Origin of the sequence: Natrinema sp. HArc-T2, assembly GCF_041821085.1 — an archaeon.
Lineage (GTDB): Archaea > Halobacteriota > Halobacteria > Halobacteriales > Natrialbaceae > Natrinema.
Genome location: NZ_JBGUAZ010000015.1, coordinates 1 through 18,670, shown reverse-complemented (window position 1 = coordinate 18,670; position 18,670 = coordinate 1). Strand labels below are relative to the sequence as shown.

The window sequence follows — 18,670 nt, the reverse complement described above, 5'->3', positions numbered from 1 at the left end:
AGCGTAAACGCCGGGATTCTCTCCTTGAAGAAAGATAGGACTCTGTTACCTCTGGTTCAATCAATTCTATTGTAACCGAATATGGGACAGCATCCACCATCCAATCCTTGGATAGACTAAATCGACTTTCTCCCTCAAACTCATGTACTATCTCAAATATTTGTGATTCGTCTTTCTCCACAGTGATTTGAGCGCTTACTGATTCACCAGTCTCAAGAACCGACCAAAGAATAATTTCTGTGAGTGGGGGTGGAGCTACAGACTCAGAATCTTCCTTGCTGGAACAGCCCGCAAAGCTACAAATTGACGCACTTCCTAACGTTATCAGAGCGTTTCGTCGGTTCATGCGATTAACTTGTTGCTATAGTGTTAAAAATGTATGATTAGATCGTGTGAGAAACACCTCATCCGTGAAATATGCACGTGGACTGACCGCCGAGGATTCTATCAGTTGTGAGATGTGTTTCGATAGTCGTGCGAGATACAGGGCGGTATTCAGCAGACACAAACTTTTGATCAAAGCGGTTGAGGAGACTCGATCAGCAGGGACACATCCGTGGCACTTCAGGACCAGATACGCCGCACGTAGTCACGTAGGCCCAGAACCACAAGAGAGCGGGTGATATCTGAGATCGTCTCTGGATTGGCTGAGATCGACGCATTCAATGTTCGTCGGGATGCTCTAGTTCCGCCCTGGTTCGTTCGTTGAACTCCTCAAGTTCACGTTTTGCGGCGTCGGGGAGTCCATCTGCGGGTGACTGGAGTGCAGGCTGAGCGTCGGAATCGAGTTCTGGCCAACCGACGATCACGCGGCCAACCATGCCCGTCGCTTCGTGTGTTCGATGATGGCCATAGGGACCGTGTCCACGGTCTGGCCCATGGCCATGTTCAACGACGGCACAGGTGTAGTCATAAATCCCTGTCTCTTCGAACGTTCGCTCGAAGGTCTCTCCTCTGGTCCGATACAACTTACTCCGCCACGGGCGGGTCTCTTCCGGCATCCGCCGCTCGGACGTCGACGGGAGAAGGTCAGCGTTGTCAGGATGGTAGCTGACCGTGTCGTGAGCGCCGCTCTCCAAGACCCATGTAACCGTGCCTCCCTCCTCGATGTGAACGACATGTGGGACGAAATGGTTGCTATCGTCGTCCGATTCCATCCTCACCTCGATACGTGTCTCCGGATGGCCAAGTTCGTGATTGTTCTCGTGATCATGATTATCGTTAGACTCGGGAACGGACCCGTTATTCCCGTCGTCAGTATCACCAGGTTGGGAATCACTATTATTCAGACACCCCGCCAGGCTGGTTATGATCGGTCCGCCAATGAGTGCGAATACACGTCGTCGAGTGGGCATCGTGGGAACCACTACTCCTCGTTTCGTGTCCGGAGCCGGCGTCGCCGCTCCTTAAATTCCTCGTCAGAGAACTCTCCACGAGCGTACGCTGTGCGTAGCTCCTCCATCGCAGGATCGTGAGGCGTCTGACTGTCGGTCACGCGCTGGAGGACGAGGTAGCCACCACCGAGGAGGACGAGGAGGAAGATGAAGGGAACGAGCATCCCAAATAGCCACCATCCGCCAGTACCTCCATACTGGCCCATCATGCCGCCGTATCCCATCATGCCGCCAAATCCCATCGTGAGTACCGGAAGCACGATGAGTGTCCCGAGGATCAGGAGGATGATGGTCGTTGTGTCGAATTGGTTTGACGATGACATCGTGAATCAAGCCCCGGACGCAGCTTTGTGGTCGTTGGTAACGGCCGCGAGCACACGCTCGAATCGGTCGTTGACCTCGGCCGCGATAGCGGTGAGCGCGTCGTTGTCGGCGATCCCAACGAGTTGCTGCGGATCGACGGCGCTCACCACGATGTCTCCATCGTCAGTTTCGTAGACGATAACGTTACACGGGAGGAGTGCGCCGAGTTCGATCTCCTCACTCAGCCCCTCCTGTGCGAGTGCAGGGTTGCACGCGCCGAGAATCCGATACTGTCGGAATTCATCGCCGAGTTTCTTTTCAAACGTGGCCTGAACATCGATGTCAGAGAGGACGCCAAATCCCTGGTCTTCGAGTGCAGCGATTGTTGTGTCGACGACTTCGTCGAAGTCACCCGACACCGAGTGTTGTGTGGTATATCCGATATTATGTACTACTCCCTGGAGGGGCTTAACCGTGTGGTATCATCTGGTGATCGTCTTTTGCCGTCTCCCAGAAAATAGACTGCCTTCTCGATCTCGAACGAGTGTTCACTCGGGCTACGAGTTGATGGATCTGTCCTCTCAATCTCGCACGGTGTTTCTATCAAAAGTCAGATGGATATAGGTCGGTGCCGATCTCTACATCCCCTGTACTGACCGTACACTACGAAGTCGAATTGGCCTGTGACCGATTCTATGACCGCACAAGTATTTGTGTGGCTGCGGCCGTCTCGGACTGGTCGACCGGTCCGTGAACGAACTCGCCTCGAGGTACACTACGGAGGCTCTCGATGTTCGATGATCGGACCGACGCCGACGAACTTGGCGTCCCGCTCGATGTCGTCGTCGACGATGGCGTCGCGACCGGGGCAACGACACGTGCCTGTCTCCGACTGGTGACCAATGCCAGTGCTGCCTACGTGGTGCTTGCAGTGCCAGTCAGGCTACCGGGGCGATCGAAAGTCTCCGTGACGAGGTACGGGCGTGACGGCCTCGACACGAGACACCGTCCGCGAGGCTTGTGATGCCGAACCGACGCCCGGCCGCCTTACTCGAAGTCGATAAGTGGTTTGATGATGCCGTCTTCTTTGGTTTCCATCAGCTGGAACGCCGCTTCGATCTCGTCGAAGGTGAACTCGTGGGTAGTCATCGGCGTTGGATCGACCACACCCTCCTCGAGCAACCGCAAGAGCCGGCGCAATCGGAGTCGACCGCCGGGACAGAGCCCGGTGATGATGTCCTTTTCGGCCATGCCGACACCCCACGCTTCTCGCGGGATGTTCACGTACTCGCCCTCGCCGTGATAGCCGACGTTGGAGATCGTTCCGCCGGGTTTCGTCGCGGCGACACACTGCTCGAGCGTCGCCGAGGACCCGAGCGCTTCGATGGCGGCGTCGACACCTCGATCGTCGGTTAGTTCGTGAATTTGTTCGACGGGATCGTGTTCCTCGAAATTGACGATTGCTGTCGCGCCGTAGCGTTCGGCGAGCTCCTGGCGTTTGGGTACCGATTCGACTGCGAGGATCTGGCCGGCCCCCTGCAGTGCAGCCCCCTTGGTGGCCATGAGGCCGACAGGCCCCTGGGCGAACACTGCGACGGTCCCCCCGATCGGGATGTCGGCGTGTTCGGCGCCCATAAACCCTGTACTCATCATGTCGGTGGTATAGGCAGCCTCCTCGTCGGTGACGTCGTCGGGAATGTGGGCCATATTCGCGTCGGCTTCGTTGACGTGGACGTACTCGGCGAACGTCCCGTCTTTGACGTTCGCGAACTTCCACCCGCCGAGTGCGCCGTTCGACTGTGATGGATGGTCGTTTTGTGCCGCGTCGGATCCCCAGTCGGGGGTGATCGCTCCGACGGCGACACGGTCTCCCTGTTCGAACGAGTCGACGTCGCTGCCGACCTCCTCGACGATGCCGACGATCTCGTGGCCGAGCGTGATGTCTTCTCGCTCGCCGATGGCGCCGTGGACCGTATGTACGTCGGAGGTACAGACGAGTCCCTTCGTCGGCCGCAGGATCGCATCGGTCGGCCCTGGTTCCGGTTCGTCTTTCTCTACAAACCCGGTTTCGCCGATCTCCTCCATGACAAAGGCCTTCATGGTTTGTCCGCGATACCACAACGAGGGCCTTGAAACGGCAGTGTCCGTTTACCCGAAGGTTCACTCTCGATGAGTTCCGCCAGTAGCGGCGGATCGCGCGACCGTCCACGTCAGCCGAGGACCCCGAGTGCCGTGGAGGAGCCACCTGCCAGCACGCCGGGGAATCCACCGCCGGGACTCGCCCACGCTGACGCAAACGAGAGGTTCGGAAGCGGTGCTGGAATCGCCTGCTTCTCGAGCGTCTGTGAAGGAAACTGTGCGAACCCGTAGGATTCCTCGCCGGGGTTCAACGTGAAGCGCTGGATCGTCTTCGCGTCGCCAGCGCGGCATGGATGACGCCTCTTCGATACCCGGAGTGAGTTCGTTCAACCGCCGACGGAGTACCGTCTTCACGAACGCTTTCTTCTCCCGATACTCCTCGTCAGGGAGCCCTGTTCAGTTCGAAAGCACGTCCAAGGTGACCATAGTGCCGACGCCCTCGCTGTGGGTAAGCGCGCCATCGAGCTGGCTGTAGTCGACGAACGTGTATGCCCGGCGGCCATACGACCCACCGTGTGCTGGTACCGTGTCCGCGAGCATCTCGACGTCGTCCGAATACACGAACGTCGAATAGTATTCGTTGCCGAGTTCACAGGGGCAGGCTCGAACGCCGGATACAACATGAGCAGTGACGGGCCGGGTTCAAACGTCGCGATAGCGTTCTGTAACTCGTCTGTGTACGGGACCGGAAGCAGCTGGTCGGCGACCCGTGGAATCGCACAGTTCGTGACGATGTGATCGCAGCGGTCGACTCGAGGATCTGCGTTCGTTGCTGCCCGGCATGAACGATGCCCGCAAGCGACGCGATACCGATAGCAGTCAGGCCCGGTCCCCACGACGTACTCACGCGACGTGACAGGATACTCGAGGACGCGAGGCACCAACCGGAAACCAGGCGGTCGACCCTACACCGTGTCGGCGGGCTCTTCCTCGCGGATAATCGTCACGGACCCTGGCGAGCGACGGACGACCCGTTCGGCGACGCTCCCGAGCAGGAATCGCGACAGTCCGCGTCGGCCGTGGCTCCCGAGAACGATGTGGTCGATGTCGTGTTCCTCTGCGTACCGGACGATTGCTGACGCCGCCGTTCCGACTGTTGTATCTGTTTTCAGGTCTGTATCGTACTCCTCTGCGACCTCGGTCGCCTCCTCGAGGAGCCGTTCGGCAGACTCCTGTGACTGGTTGTAGACCGTCTCCGAGTAGAACCCGTCCATGCCGTCAGCACTCACCCATTCTCGCGGGTCGCTGACGTGGAGGACGTGGATCTCGGCGTCAGTGTACGTCGACAGCGCGTGGTGCAACGCGGCGGTCGCCTGCGGCGATTCGTCGAACGCGACCAGGATTCGGGATGCCATGCGCCACTTGTGGACGGCCAGCGGTGAATACACTTTGGGACCCCGCTTCGACGATTACCAGACTTACTGCCTCTGATTCATCCGAGTGCTGTCGTACTCACGGTATGTTGCCGAAGCACCATCATCGCTGTAATTTCTGTGGCGACGACTTCGACACCCACGAACAGCTTCGCGAACACGTCGTTGACGCCATCCCGAGAAGGACATCCACTGGTGGGTCGTCGCGGAAGCCCCTTCGAAGGAACTCCGTTTCTCGCAGTAGTGCGACCAGTGCCAGTGGTCAAGTCGACACTGCCGACGCTGGTGGTTGTCACTGACGGCAGACCGTCGAAAAGATGGGCGTTCGATAACGATCACGGAGCCGCTTTGTCACTACCCTTGTGGCGTCCGACCGAGTTCGTGTTCGACCGCCGCCACTCGGTCTGCCGTGTGCTGCTCGCGATCGGGTTGGTGGTCGATCTCTAACGAGGTGATGATTCGGTCTTCGTCGATCGCTTCGTGTGCGGCCGCTGCGGCATCAAAGATCTCGTTCACGTCGTCGGCTTCGATGACCGTATCCATCGGCGTGAGTTCGTACGAGATGTCGAACTGATCGAGCGCGTCGATTGCGGCGGCGATCTGGTCCGACATCTGTTCCTCTCGCACCGGAATGATCTCGAGTCTGGCGATTGCTGTCATGGGTATCTCCTCCAGCGGGGCCACAGTCGTTCGACACCGTGGCACGCGACGTACACTCGGCATCATGAAATTCTTTCGCGAGTCAACTCGCGAGACAGTCAAGCGTGTTTTTTCTCTGGCTGAGCTCCTGTTGGATGGTATTCCCAGACGTCGCCGGCGCGCATCGCGCCTCCGACAGCCTTGTGCATGGTAAGACGGTATCTCACCCAGCGGTTGGTGTTCGATCGTGTGACTTTCATGCGCCGCGACTAACGGAGTGACTATGTGTATCGTTAACGTAGGGCCCGCTCGAACCGGGGTCGTGTCCAACCAGCGAATGTGTCCGTGGATAGACTCCGGAACATCTGGTGATCGGTATGGAATACGTATACGCAGCCCTCATCCTGCACGAAGCGGACGAAGAGATCAACGAAGACGCCCTTACGGACGTGCTCGACGCTGCCGGCGTCGACGTTGAAGAGTCCCGCGTGAAGGCACTCGTTGCCGCACTCGAGGACGTCGATATCGAGGAAGCGATTTCTGAGACGGCGGTCGGTGCGCCAGCGCCGGCTGCACCCGCTGGGGAAGCTGAAGAGGCGGAACCTGCGGAGGAAGAAGCACCGGAGGAAGAAGAACCGGAAGAAGAAGAGGAAGACGAAGGAGCGACCGGCGAGGGACTCGGCGAGCTATTCGGATAAGCCGTCTTTTTTATCCGCGTTCTCGCGCAGTGGGCAACCGCGTTGACTGGCCGTCCTATCTCCAGTCGAGACAGTACCTGTCGCTGGGCACGTCTATTCCGCTTCTGTCAGGATCCGATGAGTATCTATCAGAGACACGGATGGTCACGACTGAATTACAGTCATAGAGTTGTAAACAAGTGGCACCGAACGTCCCCATCAGGGCCCCGTCTATTAATCGCAAGCGCGAACGAGCGCACAGATCGATCACCGAAGTCGGTATTCGCCTACGGCGTCGCCGTTCTGTGAGTTCGGGGCTCCACCTCGAATCACGCTGAGTACCGGCTATGACGATCCATTCGGTTGTCCCCGTATCAGCGTCACTGGTATCGGCGATCGATGTGACACAGTCTCAGCGACGTTTCCAGTGATGAGTCGCGCCGGCAAGGACCGGCCGTGACTCCCCATGATGATCTGATCGAATTCGTTGTCCACTGCGTATTCGACGATCGATCGAGACGGCGCTCCGTATGTCAGCGCCGTCTCGACGGCGAGGTCGTCGTCTTCGATCGCGTCGCTGGCTGTATCGAGAATCGACTCTCCCTGCTCGGGGAGGTCGTTAACGATATTCTCGAGGTACGTGCCGTCGATGGCATCGACATCGTATTCGAACGGGAGCGCCACGGCGTGGAAAATGGCGATCTGACCCTCCGAAAACTGGCTGGTCGCGTACTCGAGTGCGGCGAGTGACTGGTCGGAGCCGTCGACGGGAACCAGCACGCGACCGGGGAACTCTCGCTCGAGGAGTTCCGACTGTGTCTCCGGGACGATCGTCGTCGAGACGGGGGCTCGTCGGATGACGGCTTCACTGACGTGGCCGAGGAACGGCCGAACGATCGGTGATTCGCCGTGGCTGCCGAGGACGACGTGATCGATGTCGTGTTCGACGATGTACTCGACGATCGTTCGATGAGGGATACCTCTCTCGAGTACCGTCTCGAGTTCGCGGTCGTACTCCGCTGCGAGCTCGGTTGCACGCTCGAGGAGCCGTTCACCGGCCTGTTCGAGGCGCTCGTCGCTCGATTCGGGCGAGCCAACCGTCGCGTACGCGTCGTGTTCGGTGTCGGTGATATGTATCGCGGTGACAGTGGCCTCGGGAAACGAGACGAGCGTGTAGACGAGTCCTGCGGTCGACTGTGACGAGCGATCGATCGGAACGAGAATATGTGCTGACATGGTCTGTGATGGTGTTCATCTCTTCAGCGGACGATGCGAGACGATGCACTCGACGACGCCGAGCCGAATAAACCAAGGGTGAGCGACGGCGCTCGAGCGTCTCGAGATGAACTGGCCATCGCACCACGTAAGCGCTGATCCGTCCGCCGTTCATCGAGCCCGGCGTGGCTCCTGCCTCCTCCTAGACGCTTTACGTGAGACCAGGCGCACTACCGCGGGTCGCCCTGAGTGGGCAGTGTGCGTCGATCATTGCTGCCCGTCTGCTGATGCAGGTGCGTCAAGCCAGGCGTCCGTGATTCGGATTCGGCCCCACGTCCCGTACCACTCCGTCTCGAACTCGATCGTGATGGGGCGATCCATGTGTGGCCCGTCGGTGATGATCGTCTGGTACTCGCCGCCGTCACCCAGTACGTGAACGCCGTACTCGCGGTGAAGCGCCGTCAGGTCTGCTAGAGCGTCGTGATCCAGTTGTCGACCAAGCCACGACTCGTCGAAGCCGGGGCCTGCCACCTCGACGATGCGGATCGTCAGTCCACCGTCGATCATCGTCGCCGCGAGGTCGCGTGGCTCTGCTTGCCACAGCGGCGCGAAGAACTCACAGCCGATGCGGTCGCATATCGATCCCAGTCGATCGGCCTGGTAGTCGCTCTCGACGGTCCCGGCGACGATTCCGCGCAAGCCGCCGTCGAACTCGGCGTCCAGTTTCTCGAGGGCAGCCTCGAGTGTGTCCAACTCACTGTCTCGTTCAGCAGACAGATCCGCACCCAGATCGGGTGGTTCCATGTCGGTGACGGGAAGCCCAACGTCGACGAGAGGGAGCCCGATGCTGCGTGCGGCCAGTCGTATCACCGGCTGTGCGGGTGCGCGATACATGTGAGACGTCTCCGGCGGCTGGACGACGATCAGTGTGCAGACGTCACGGCCGGACTCGATGGCCTGAAAAAGCGCCCACGAGGATTCTTTACCGCCGGAAAAGAGGGCAGCCCAGCCGCCGTTGGCGTCGGACATACGTCCGCTTCACCGGTGACGGATAAATGCCCGTGGCTCGGCACACTGCTGATCATGTCGACACGACAACGTACCTGTGGGGGTTCTGTTTTCATTGAACACACAAACGGCTCTAAGACACCACCTGGCGGCGAGTTCGCTCCGAGCGGTGGGATCCGATGGTTGTCTTTCGAGTCGATGTCAACGATCAGCGGCGCTTTGGACGACAGTCACATGCGGTTCTGGTTGGCGCTGTCGCCCGTTTCACGGTCGGACACTCGGTGTCCGATCGTCGGTGACCGAGATTGAATCGCTCCCGATACCCAACGCCAGACTGCATGCCCACCGATCGCGGCGAGTGAGGTAAGGACCAGCATCGAGCAGAAGTACCACGGCTGTGATTGCACCACCTGAAGCCCTCTCGTCGACGCTGGTACGACACCGAGCGCCAGCAGATAGCTGCTGGTGAGGAACCCGAGCGACAACTGGCGGTACTCGTGCCAGTAGAGAACACCGACGAGGAGACCGGCAAGAAGGCCGAGTTGCCCGGAATGAAGTTCAGGTATTGTACTAAAAATGGAAGAGAGGACTGTCTCGACGGTAGCCATGAATACGTTGTCATACGCCGGAACCACGATACGAATTGACCTGCAATTGGAGCGCTATTATATGAGCAGCGGTCGGTCGCCACGGATCTCAACTCTCCACCTATTCTACCAATCCCACCTATTGAACCTATTGTGACGATTTCACCTATTCCTCTATGTCCGCCTCGTATTCGGCCATCGGCACACAAACCACGGGTACGTCAGCGCCCCGGACGGCGTTTTCCGTGACGCTGCCGAGCAGGTGTCGCTCGAGTCCGGAGCGCCCGTGCGTTCCGATCACGATGAGATCGACTGCCTTGTCGTCGGCGTAGTCCAGAATCACTCTCGCCGGCGGCCCGTTTGCGACGGTGCCCGTGACGCTGACACCGCTCGCCCGGGCACGTTCACGAACTGCTTCGAGTGCGGTCTCGCCTGTTTGCTCGAGTTCGGAAAGGATCGTACTCGGCTCCGTTCCCATCGTGAGCCGACTCGTGTCGGCCGAGTAAAGCGCGTGCACCATTGCGTCGAACACGTCCGCGAGGTGCACACCCCAGTCGACGGCGGCCGCGGCACCTTCGCTGCCGTCGGTCGGCAGGAGCACATTCTCGGTGTTCTCCGGAGTGAGTGAGCCGTCAACTGCCGCCGGCGGGACGGCCAGTACCGGGACATCGACCGTCCGAAGGACGTTTTCGGTCACGCTCCCGAGTACGACCCGCTTGAGTCCCGTCCGGCCTTTCGTGCCCATCGCGATGACATCGATTTCGGCCGTATCGACGTAGTCGTCGATACGCCGAAACGGGGTGCCCCGTTCGACCGCTGTGGTGACCTCGAGGTCGGGTGCCCGCTCCTGTGCCGTCGCGACGACGGCTTCGACGGCTTCTTCGGCGGCGTCTTCGAGCGCTGCCTGGTCGTCCGCCGTCGCGTCGGAGTCGAGAATGGATGGAACGTTCTCGATGTCTGTCGTGTCGACGACTGAGAGCGCGTGGAGCTCCGCGTCAACTGCAGCAGCCAGGTCGATCCCACGCTTTGCACCCGCGAGAGCACTATCGCTTCCGTCGGTCGGTACCAACACCGAATCGATCGTCTGGATCATTGATGACATTGCCTCCTCCTTGGTCGCCACACCGAATAATGATGGGGGCTCCCGGCTTTGCGGGTCTGCTGGTCAGACACTGATCGCACACCCGTCGCCGGCGACGAACGGCCAGCACCATCGTTCGAGCCCCGCCGTTACCCGGATGCTGGTCGGTGGCCGACCGGCAACAGATACAGTGGCTCGAGTCGCGACGGCAGCGACAGCGCCGTTGTGACGTCATCGTCGTCGAACGCGCCGACGGGACAGGTGTTCAGCGCGCGCGCCTCACAGACGAGGTGGACGTTCTCCGCGGCGTGTCCGACCTCCATGTGGACGTAGCGGTTGCCGTGGGCCGGATACTGCCGTCGCGTTCGGTCGTACGCCGCCGCTATCACGATCGTCATCGGGGCCGTCGCAATGACCGCTTGATCGAGCGCCGCGGCCGTGAGATCGTCGTGGACGGCCGTCTCACGCTCGCGCTCAAGCGTGTGTCGCTCCGGCTCGTACCGGTAGAGGCCCGCTTCGAGGTCCTCGATTCCGGCTGGCGTGACCTCGAGAAAGAGGGTGAGCGGATACGTCGCGCCGAGCGCCGGCGCGACGCGCAGTTCGACGCCGTCTCGTACGTGCGTTCGTCCCTGTGCCGCCCACAGGAGCTGTGCCACGTCACCGATGTCGACCGGCGTCTGGGCAAACGACCGGCGGCTTTCTCTGGTCGCGATCGCCCGTTCGACGCTCGTCGATCCGTCGATTTCGGGATCGGGAAGCTCGATCGAGGCCATCTCGAGCGTGTACGAGCCCCAGAACGTTATAGCACTCCGTGGGAAAGCAGTCGGTATGTCGCGGACAGTGCTCGTCCCCGTCGACGGCTCGCCGTTATCGTTCGACGCGCTTCGACACGCGTTTCAGGGGTTTCCGGACTCGGAAATCGTCGCCTACCACGTTGTCGACTTGTTCAGACCCGACTACGGGATGCTCGAGAACACCGGTTCGACGTACGAACCGATGATCGGGACGGACGCGTGGGACAGCGCCGTTGACGACGCCACCGATCGTCTCTTTGCGGAGGTCGCCGAGGTCGCCGACGAGTATGACCGATCGGTCGTGACCGACTCGGACATCGGCGATCCGAAGCGGCTCGTCGTCGAGTACGCGACCGCTGAAGACGTCGATCACGTCGTCCTCGGCTCTCACGGACGGCTGGACGAACGACGGCCACTCTACGGGAGTGTTGCCGAGACCGTCGCTCGCCGCGCCCCGGTTCCGGTCACCGTCGTTCGGTGAGGTCGCATCGTTCCCGTGCCAGCACTGCCATGTCGTATCACGGCTGATGAACGTGTGGGCACGTTTGATACCCACTCGGCGTAAACGTGTAGCTATGTTCAGCGCGATGCTCGTCCCGACCGACGGCAGCGCTGGCGCCGAGGCGACGATCGGACACGCGATCGAACTGGCCCAGACCTACGGCGCAGCCGTGCACGCACTCTACGTCGTCGACACCGGTGCTGAGCCGACCGGCATCGCCGGCGCAGACCGCGAGGAACTCTACGCACCATCCGAACGACGGGGACGTGAGGCGACGATCCGGATTACCGATCGTGCTGAGGACGCCGACTTGGCGGCCGCTCGAGAGGTGCGTGAGGGAACCCCCCACCAAGAGATTCTCGCGTACACGGACGAACACGACGTCGATCTCATCGTAATGGGAACGCACGGCCGGACCGGCGTTGATCGGGCGCGACTGGGGAGTACGACCGAACGCGTCCTTATGCTCGCTGACGTGCCAGTGCTTTCGGTCCGACTGGGAGACGACCGCGACACAGTGACAGCTGAGCCGTACGAACAGGTAGTGATCCCGACCGACGGGAGCGACACCGCCGAACGCGCCGCCGAAACGGCGCTCGATATCGCCGAAAAATACGACGCCGACGTCCACGTCGTCTACGTGGTCGATTCGACGCCGTACGACCTCGAGGATGCGCCACGGAGCATCATCGGCTCCCTCAAAGAGGGCGGCCGCAAGGCGACTGAGACGATCGCGACCATGGCGCGCGATCGTGACTGCTCCGTGACGACCGCCGTCCGTCGTGGCGAGTCGACGGACGAACTCCTCGAAGCAGCGTCGGCGGTCGACGCCGACCTCGTTGCAATGGGAACGCGTGGTCGGACCGTCGGAACCGGTCGATTGCTGGGCAGCACGACGGCACGCGTCGTCCGCCGCTCGCCGATTCCCGTCTTGACGGTCGGCTAGTGGACTCGAGCCTCGTCCCGTGTTGTCTCCTCGCTGCGGGTTACTCCGGATCGACTGTGTCGAGGACATCGCTGAGGATGTCACACTGATAGTGCCGTACCGTTCCCGCCTGTCTGTCGTACTCGATCAATCCCACGTCCTCGAGCAGTGGTAAGTGGACGTGGTGGAGGTCTCGTTCCCAACTACTGACGGCTCCGTCCTCGTGTGGCTCCGACAGCCGCTGTGCTAGCTGTTCGCGGTGAATCCAGTTGTCCTCACAGTTCTTTAGCGATGCGACAACCCGTCGTCGGGAGGCGTCCGCGAGCAGACGGAGCATCTTGTCTGTCCCGCAGGTACACTGCACGAGTCCGTCGTCGTCTGTGATCGGGAACTCGGTCATCGCTCGAGTTGAACCGACTATCGAGGGACTGGTTGAAGTACCCCCGCTGGTGTTCCCACGATGTGGAAGCTCCATGGCTCCTGACCAGTCCGTCGAAGCTATCGGCGAATAGGTACTTTCAGAGCATGTCACAGCAAGACTCGCAGGGGAGTTGTTTCAATTCCCCTTGGTTGAAGCAGCCGGTAAGTAGATGTGCGAACTGAACGGCGGAATTTCTATCATATACGGATGATATTCGTTGGATCGTGCTGACTCGATGGAAATTCTGCTATATCCCATGAGAGCGTGAAACAAGTATGGGACGCAAGAGACCGAGCTGTATTCCGTGCCCGAGAGCACGTGCTGCTGACTGGTCCGAGTGCGTAGGAAGCCGAGTCCTGGGTATCACAGCCCGACTGCCGCTCCCGGCGGCAGTCGGGAAAGCCCGTATAGGTGAATCTCTGTTTCACGCACTGGCGTTCCAAGGTAAGTCCAATGTTCATTGGAATCGACGTACACAAACGGTACTCACAAATCGCAGTATTGAACGAAAACGGTGAGATCGTCGAAGAAGTTCGCGTCGAAAACGCGAACCTCGACGACTTTGCCCAGCAGTACGCTGGGTCCAAAGCCGCGCTTGAAGCGACCAGCAATTACTACCACATCCATGATACTCTTTCAGAGTATCTGGATGTGACCGTCGCCAATCCAGGCGAATTAAAGCTGATCTCCGACTCGGACAAGAAAACCGACCGCGTCGACGCGAAACAACTCGCTCGGATGGTTCGGTTAGGCTCAATTCCTGAAAGCTACGTTCCAACCGACGAGGTTCGGCAAGCCCGCGCACAAGTGCGCGGGCGCCAGAAGCTCGTTGAGAACCGGACCGAGTACGCGAACAAGATCCATGGCTTGTTGAGTGATCACGGGATCACTCAGGAGGTGAAACCACTGAGTGTGAAGGGACGAGAGTTCCTGACGGAACTCTCACTCCCGGCACCGTGGGATGCGTTGCTGGAGTCGTATCTAGAGATCATTCAGACGCTCACTGAACAGATTGAGTCGTTGGAAGCAGAGATTGAGGAGCGGGCTGGGTCTCTGAAGGAGACCCAGCTCCTGATGACGATTCCTGGTGTGAGTTACTTTACGGCGTTGACGATTTACGCGGAGTTGGGAGAGATCGACCGGTTTGACCGGGACAAGGAGGTCGTAAGTTACGTTGGATTGAACCCGATAATCCGCGAGTCTGGCGACTCGCGGTTTGAGGGGAGCATCTCGAAGCGAGGATCAGGACGAGTCCGGTGGCTGCTCGTTCAAGCGTCGTACTCAGCGGTACATACGTGCGAAGACGAGTACCTTAGCCGGTTCTACAACCGGTTAGCTCGAAAGAAAAACTCGAAAACAGCGATTGTCGCAACCGCCCGGAAGTTGCTGGTTTCAATGTATCACATGCTGGACCGTGAGGAGGTGTACGATCCACCAGGGGTGAGTGCCTGAGCGCCGCCGAGGCGGCGCTCATTGGCCGGTTGGTGGCAGCGTGAGCGACTGCTCTCGCAAACAGGAAGTCCCCCGCCTGATGGCTGTTTCAGTAGCTATCGGTTCGCCGGTTGTCGGTTCTACGCTTGAAAACTACAGCAAGTCCTCGTCGCCCGAAGAATTATCTTAGCAAACGTGGTTTGTTTAGCCAGCAGAATTTCCATAGGTGAATAGAGAGGGTATGTGCAGCAGAACGACTCCGTTTATTTCGCGCCGAAAGGGTGCATCACCCGCTCACTAAACGTACGAATCTAACCCTGCCGCCAGCCTCGCGGGCGGTTTAGAACGACTCTTGATGGCGCAGACCCTCCTGATCGGGTGCACCTTCGTCCTGGCGGTCCTCGCCGGGGGCGGGCGGCGTTCGGTCGCTGTAGTTCTTGCGTCCGATCGCCTCGTCGCCGACCATGTTCATGATCGTCTGTTTGACCTCCATCTCGGAGTCGTAGATGCCCTGATTGAGCGGTTCGAGGAGGTCGGCGAACGTCGCCCGTCCGTCGCCGAACTCGAGTTCGTGATCCCTGTAGGCCTCGAGCAGGTCCTCCTTGCTCGCCGGGTACTCGTGAGTTTCGAGCTTCTCATGGAGGTCGCCCAGATCGACGCCTTGCTCTCGGCTGCGGTCGCTCATGGGTAGATGGTTGACGTTCGATGGAATACAATCCCACCTTGCAAGTGCGCACCGACGCGAACGATACAAGACGCGCCCTCATGTTCCAGTGATCGTTCTGTCTGGAATGAGTGAAAACTTCATCGAATCTCGTGATCTCAATGAAGATGCTAACGAAGATGGAATCCTCGAAAACCGGTTGATCCCGGCGAGTTCATCGAGGTAATTCGGCCATTCGAGAAGTTCCAGTTTGCGGTTATGATAGAGGACTGATGGCGACCGATTCAATGGTAACCCCTTCCCTTCCTCTGTACTAAGCGATTCGGCCCGTCACAATTTCTGTGGAGTACCGTGCGACATTCGCGCGTTCTATTCAGCACTCGCTGAATTACCTTCCCGATTTCTATCAGAAAGCGCGTGACCGACTCGGAGGGTGAAATCAGCACAGAGGCTACATTTGTTCCAGACCTGTTCCCCTGAATCACCTGCTCAGCGTGCGCGCGGAGTGACTACTCAATTTCTAACTGACCACTTCCGTCACCCTCCTCACCGTCGTTCTCGTCCCATTCGAGTTCAAACTCGATACTTCGTTCAGTCATATTGCCAGCCGGGCCTTCGCGTTCAGCTTTGACTTCGAAGGTCGGTCGGGCAGGGGGATTCAGCGTTACAGATTCAGAGCCTGCTTTCAGGGTGATAGCGTTGCCGCTGTCGAGATTGTCCGCGACTTTCCGAAGGTACGATGCAATCTCTTCTCGGCTCTGGTCGTTCTCTGATTTGAACAGGACTTCTTCAGGCATACAGGAAATGGTACACAGCCTGCACGCATAAATTCGCCCGCCGTATTGAGTGGATAGGACTGGCCAGTGTGTTCACACCTGTTGGGCCATCCCCCCATTCATGATGTCTGTTACTGAAATCGCTACACACCCGAATGCTATTCAAATTCGCGCTTGAACACCACTGTAGAGCCGTATGGAACGTAATCACGGCATCGGTATCCTGTGTCAAAAGCACAAGCCGGTGTTCAGCGACGTAGCCGAGCGTCTTCGGAGTGCAGGCTTTCAGGTTCGATTCTTCCATCCCCAATCACCCCTCTCACCAGAACAGATCGCCGACCTCTCGTTGATTGTTAACAAGAAGACACTCCCGAGTGCACTCCCAACTCTCAGGCATGCTCGACGGACGGGGATAGTGCTGTGGAACAACTTGCAGGCGGTGATTTTGTTCAGTTCACGGCTTGTCGGTCTTCGAGCGCTTTCGGAGATGGGATTTCTCACACCTGAAGTCTCTTTCGAGAAACCCGATGGCGAGTACGTCGCTAAAGGCTACTACATCTGGAACGACGAACCCGAACTCAACGGCGAGGGAGATTTCTATCAGGAACTGATTCCGACGGAACCAGTCGATTACAAGTATTATGCCGTCAACGACGGGTCAGAAATACACGTCGCGGGGCGGCGCGTCAGCTCGAAGCTTTACGGGGAGAAACAATTCATCGGGCAGATAGAGATCAGGCCAGCACTTGCAGCGTCGCTCCGAGAACTTGTTGAACGATTTGACCTTCGGGGTGTCGGGGTTGACTTGGTCAAAGATGGCGACGGCCAGTATTGGGCTGTCGACGTTAATCTCGCAGCGGGATACCGGGACACTGGACTAGAGCCGGCTCTCACCGAATCGATTATTGCGAGTCTGCCAAGCGAGTGAAAAGGACAACCGGGACTTCTGGATGGCGTCCACGCGTTGAATTACTGGCTGAAATTGTAACTCATTGTGACTTTCAGCAGAACAGTTTGACCGCCGACGATTATTGCATGATTCATACCGAGACAACCGACGTGGTTGTGCTGTAGACGCGCCCTCTATTCAGCAGAGGCTATATGAATCGTGAGTAGACTGTTAGTTATCGGTGATGCGCTTGCCGGAGTGCATCTGCGGTCGCTGTTCCGGAAATTCGGATGTATTTCTGGGCGGTGGCGAGATCGCTCCATCCCATCAAGGCCTGAAGCGGAACTGGCGCAACTCCTTGATAGGCGTGATAGCTCGCAGCGGTTGCTCGCAAACAGTGTGGGTAGACGCGTCCCCGAAGATCGGCAGTCTCCGCAGCTTCGTTCACCCGCCTATTGATCGTCGAACGCGAATGAGGAAATGAATCGTAACGATTGGCGAAGCGTTCGAGACACAATTCGAGACGCAAAGACAGGTCGAACGGGATCGCCCGGGCGGACGAGACCGTCTTTGGGTGCCACCGGGCCTCTACTGCCTTGTCCTCGGTGAGGTCGTCACAGTGGTTCGCTTCCTGAGCTGCTTGGCGACGACAGTACCCACAAGCACACGGCTCGTGCTGTGGAATTTGGAGAAGTTTCCGATCCCAGTCAAACCAGTCGGTACTGAGATGTGAAATCTCGCCCCCACGGAGTCCGAGCCGACCTGCGACCAAACAGATGAACCGCGCTTGGAAATCACGGGGACTGGGTAACTCCGAACAAGCTTCGAGCAACAACTCGAACTCTCGGTCGGTGAGAACATCTTCGTGAGAATGTCGTGTCGTTAATGCTCGTCGATGTCGCTTCGCCCACGATGATGACTCAGACTGATGCTGTGTCATTACAGCTAGAGGTGTACGCGGTTTCCAGAGAAACTATTTAAAGTTGAGATTGTTCCACAGTGCTGAATATAGAGCATCCATCTGGCAAGCTATTGAATAAATGTGTCTACAGACAACGCGATAATCAGCAAAAGCGAGCGGGGAACTCAGCAACGAAGGTGGGTAAAAGCAACGAACGCTGGAAATCAACAGACGTTGTCACCTCACTCGGCGGCGTACAAATAGATCGCACAGACAACGAGTACCGCCTCTGCGGCCTTTGTGATAACTGCAAACGGGTTGATGCTCCCTTGCATGTAGAACGCCTCGACACCCCACCCTTGCACCGCGAAGAGTGCTAGAATCGTTACAAGCGAATACAGTGCCGCCACCAAAAACAGTTCTTTTTTCCAGTATTTGGTTAGATATAACACTGCACCAGCAAGGAAACCAAGGCCGTTAAGCACAAATAGAATGCCGAGTACCTGACTGAACTGAATCGCGTTCGTCGAAGCGACGAGGTGTAAAACCCCAGTTATGAGTGCCATCACGATGGCTATGTACCCGACAGAGTTATTGGGTCTATTGAACGTTGACGCCGTACCAGTTGTGGATGTCGTACCCATAGATATGCTATTCGACCGACAACCACTAAAGGAGTAGGGGAAGGAGTGTCAAAAGGAACGAAATCGTTGAGTCGAGCCTGAACCAGTTGACTCCTGTCGATTCATACGGGTGGGGGCGAGCCCTGTGCAGGAAATTTCGGCTCAGATATACATTCTCTCAGAGCACAATCGTAATGATCTGCCTGCTGTACACGCGCTCTGTATTCACCTATGGAAATTCTGCTGGTTAAACAAACCACGTTTGCTAAGATAATTCTTCGGGCGACAAGGACTTGCTGTAGTTTTTGAGCGTAGAATCGACAACCGG

General features: G+C 58.4%; 24 protein-coding genes and 1 pseudogene. 6 read left to right on the top strand and 19 right to left on the bottom strand.

Features of this window, described 5'->3' with window-relative positions:
• From ACERI1_RS18530 to ACERI1_RS18515, 4 genes are all read right to left on the bottom strand, one after another.
• Positions 1 to 346: hypothetical protein (locus ACERI1_RS18530; RefSeq protein WP_373619954.1), on the bottom strand; the 346-nt coding region annotated here is incomplete at its 3' end.
• Between the two features lie 316 nt (positions 347 to 662).
• A complete protein-coding gene (locus ACERI1_RS18525) occupies positions 663 to 1,157 on the bottom strand; it encodes a plastocyanin/azurin family copper-binding protein (RefSeq protein WP_373619953.1) in 495 nt (164 codons plus the stop codon).
• Between the two features lie 209 nt (positions 1,158 to 1,366).
• Positions 1,367 to 1,717 carry an SHOCT domain-containing protein gene (locus ACERI1_RS18520; RefSeq protein ID WP_373619952.1) on the bottom strand — a complete coding sequence of 117 codons (351 nt, stop codon included), beginning with the start codon at positions 1,715 to 1,717 and terminating at the stop codon, positions 1,367 to 1,369.
• Between the two features lie 6 nt (positions 1,718 to 1,723).
• Complete coding sequence (locus ACERI1_RS18515; protein ID WP_373619955.1) at positions 1,724 to 2,140, bottom strand: DUF302 domain-containing protein; 417 nt, start codon at positions 2,138 to 2,140, stop codon at positions 1,724 to 1,726.
• A 395-nt stretch (positions 2,141 to 2,535) separates the two neighbouring features.
• Here ACERI1_RS18515 and ACERI1_RS18510 point away from each other — a divergent pair.
• Positions 2,536 to 2,646: pseudogene (locus ACERI1_RS18510) on the top strand (phosphoribosyltransferase); the annotation flags it as partial.
• A gap of 98 nt (positions 2,647 to 2,744) precedes the next feature.
• Here the strand turns inward: ACERI1_RS18510 and ACERI1_RS18505 are convergent.
• The 5 genes from ACERI1_RS18505 to ACERI1_RS18485 form a co-directional block, all read right to left on the bottom strand.
• Entirely contained in the window at positions 2,745 to 3,797 is a 1,053-nt protein-coding gene (locus tag ACERI1_RS18505) for an NAD(P)-dependent alcohol dehydrogenase (RefSeq protein ID WP_373619951.1), read from the bottom strand.
• 110 nt (positions 3,798 to 3,907) lie between these two features.
• On the bottom strand, positions 3,908 to 4,087 hold the full coding sequence (locus ACERI1_RS18500) for a hypothetical protein (protein ID WP_373619950.1): 180 nt from the start codon (positions 4,085 to 4,087) through the stop codon (positions 3,908 to 3,910).
• Positions 4,088 to 4,232: 145 nt separating this feature from the next.
• Positions 4,233 to 4,397, bottom strand: a complete 165-nt coding sequence (locus ACERI1_RS18495) for a hypothetical protein (protein WP_373619949.1) — start codon at positions 4,395 to 4,397, stop codon at positions 4,233 to 4,235.
• Positions 4,398 to 4,741: 344 nt separating this feature from the next.
• Positions 4,742 to 5,191 (bottom strand): universal stress protein, encoded by a 450-nt coding sequence (locus ACERI1_RS18490; protein ID WP_373619948.1) that lies wholly within the window; start codon positions 5,189 to 5,191, stop codon positions 4,742 to 4,744.
• Positions 5,192 to 5,563: 372 nt separating this feature from the next.
• Positions 5,564 to 5,869 (bottom strand): MTH1187 family thiamine-binding protein, encoded by a 306-nt coding sequence (locus ACERI1_RS18485; RefSeq protein ID WP_373619947.1) that lies wholly within the window; start codon positions 5,867 to 5,869, stop codon positions 5,564 to 5,566.
• 356 nt (positions 5,870 to 6,225) lie between these two features.
• On the opposite strand from ACERI1_RS18485, the gene rpl12p reads away from it, so the two are divergent.
• Positions 6,226 to 6,546 carry a 50S ribosomal protein P1 gene (gene rpl12p / locus ACERI1_RS18480; protein WP_373619946.1) on the top strand — a complete coding sequence of 107 codons (321 nt, stop codon included), beginning with the start codon at positions 6,226 to 6,228 and terminating at the stop codon, positions 6,544 to 6,546.
• A gap of 324 nt (positions 6,547 to 6,870) precedes the next feature.
• On the opposite strand, the gene ACERI1_RS18475 is transcribed toward rpl12p, so the two are convergent.
• The 5 genes from ACERI1_RS18475 to ACERI1_RS18455 form a co-directional block, all read right to left on the bottom strand.
• Positions 6,871 to 7,761 (bottom strand): universal stress protein, encoded by an 891-nt coding sequence (locus tag ACERI1_RS18475; protein WP_373619945.1) that lies wholly within the window; start codon positions 7,759 to 7,761, stop codon positions 6,871 to 6,873.
• A gap of 246 nt (positions 7,762 to 8,007) precedes the next feature.
• The gene (locus tag ACERI1_RS18470) at positions 8,008 to 8,769 is read right to left on the bottom strand and encodes a diphthine--ammonia ligase (RefSeq protein WP_373619943.1); all 762 of its coding nucleotides are present in this window, start codon (positions 8,767 to 8,769) and stop codon (positions 8,008 to 8,010) included.
• A 209-nt stretch (positions 8,770 to 8,978) separates the two neighbouring features.
• Positions 8,979 to 9,356 (bottom strand): hypothetical protein, encoded by a 378-nt coding sequence (locus ACERI1_RS18465; protein ID WP_373619942.1) that lies wholly within the window; start codon positions 9,354 to 9,356, stop codon positions 8,979 to 8,981.
• A 145-nt stretch (positions 9,357 to 9,501) separates the two neighbouring features.
• Positions 9,502 to 10,437, bottom strand: coding sequence for a universal stress protein (locus ACERI1_RS18460; RefSeq protein WP_373619940.1), 936 nt, complete (start codon positions 10,435 to 10,437; stop codon positions 9,502 to 9,504).
• A 128-nt stretch (positions 10,438 to 10,565) separates the two neighbouring features.
• A complete protein-coding gene (locus ACERI1_RS18455) occupies positions 10,566 to 11,189 on the bottom strand; it encodes a SagB/ThcOx family dehydrogenase (RefSeq protein WP_373619938.1) in 624 nt (207 codons plus the stop codon).
• A gap of 55 nt (positions 11,190 to 11,244) precedes the next feature.
• Here ACERI1_RS18455 and ACERI1_RS18450 point away from each other — a divergent pair, with 55 nt between their 5' ends.
• Complete coding sequence (locus ACERI1_RS18450) at positions 11,245 to 11,691, top strand: universal stress protein (protein ID WP_373619936.1); 447 nt, start codon at positions 11,245 to 11,247, stop codon at positions 11,689 to 11,691.
• Between the two features lie 94 nt (positions 11,692 to 11,785).
• Positions 11,786 to 12,658, top strand: a complete 873-nt coding sequence (locus tag ACERI1_RS18445; protein WP_373619935.1) for a universal stress protein — start codon at positions 11,786 to 11,788, stop codon at positions 12,656 to 12,658.
• 40 nt (positions 12,659 to 12,698) lie between these two features.
• Here the strand turns inward: ACERI1_RS18445 and ACERI1_RS18440 are convergent, their stop codons facing one another.
• Positions 12,699 to 13,037, bottom strand: coding sequence for an ArsR family transcriptional regulator (locus ACERI1_RS18440; protein ID WP_373619934.1), 339 nt, complete (start codon positions 13,035 to 13,037; stop codon positions 12,699 to 12,701).
• 474 nt (positions 13,038 to 13,511) lie between these two features.
• Here ACERI1_RS18440 and ACERI1_RS18435 point away from each other — a divergent pair, with 474 nt between their 5' ends.
• Entirely contained in the window at positions 13,512 to 14,510 is a 999-nt protein-coding gene (locus tag ACERI1_RS18435; RefSeq protein WP_373619933.1) for an IS110 family transposase, read from the top strand.
• Between the two features lie 319 nt (positions 14,511 to 14,829).
• On the opposite strand, the gene ACERI1_RS18430 is transcribed toward ACERI1_RS18435, so the two are convergent.
• Together ACERI1_RS18430 and ACERI1_RS18425 are read right to left on the bottom strand one after the other, a co-directional pair.
• The gene (locus tag ACERI1_RS18430) at positions 14,830 to 15,174 is read right to left on the bottom strand and encodes a hypothetical protein (RefSeq protein WP_373619931.1); all 345 of its coding nucleotides are present in this window, start codon (positions 15,172 to 15,174) and stop codon (positions 14,830 to 14,832) included.
• Between the two features lie 488 nt (positions 15,175 to 15,662).
• Positions 15,663 to 15,950, bottom strand: a complete 288-nt coding sequence (locus ACERI1_RS18425; RefSeq protein WP_373619930.1) for an amphi-Trp domain-containing protein — start codon at positions 15,948 to 15,950, stop codon at positions 15,663 to 15,665.
• Between the two features lie 223 nt (positions 15,951 to 16,173).
• On the opposite strand from ACERI1_RS18425, the gene ACERI1_RS18420 reads away from it, so the two are divergent.
• Entirely contained in the window at positions 16,174 to 16,857 is a 684-nt protein-coding gene (locus ACERI1_RS18420; protein ID WP_373619928.1) for a hypothetical protein, read from the top strand.
• Positions 16,858 to 17,053: 196 nt separating this feature from the next.
• Here the strand turns inward: ACERI1_RS18420 and ACERI1_RS18415 are convergent, their stop codons facing one another.
• Positions 17,054 to 17,758, bottom strand: coding sequence for a tyrosine-type recombinase/integrase (locus ACERI1_RS18415; protein WP_373619927.1), 705 nt, complete (start codon positions 17,756 to 17,758; stop codon positions 17,054 to 17,056).
• 203 nt (positions 17,759 to 17,961) lie between these two features.
• The gene (locus tag ACERI1_RS18410; protein WP_373619926.1) at positions 17,962 to 18,363 is read right to left on the bottom strand and encodes a hypothetical protein; all 402 of its coding nucleotides are present in this window, start codon (positions 18,361 to 18,363) and stop codon (positions 17,962 to 17,964) included.
• Positions 18,364 to 18,670 lie beyond the last annotated feature (307 nt).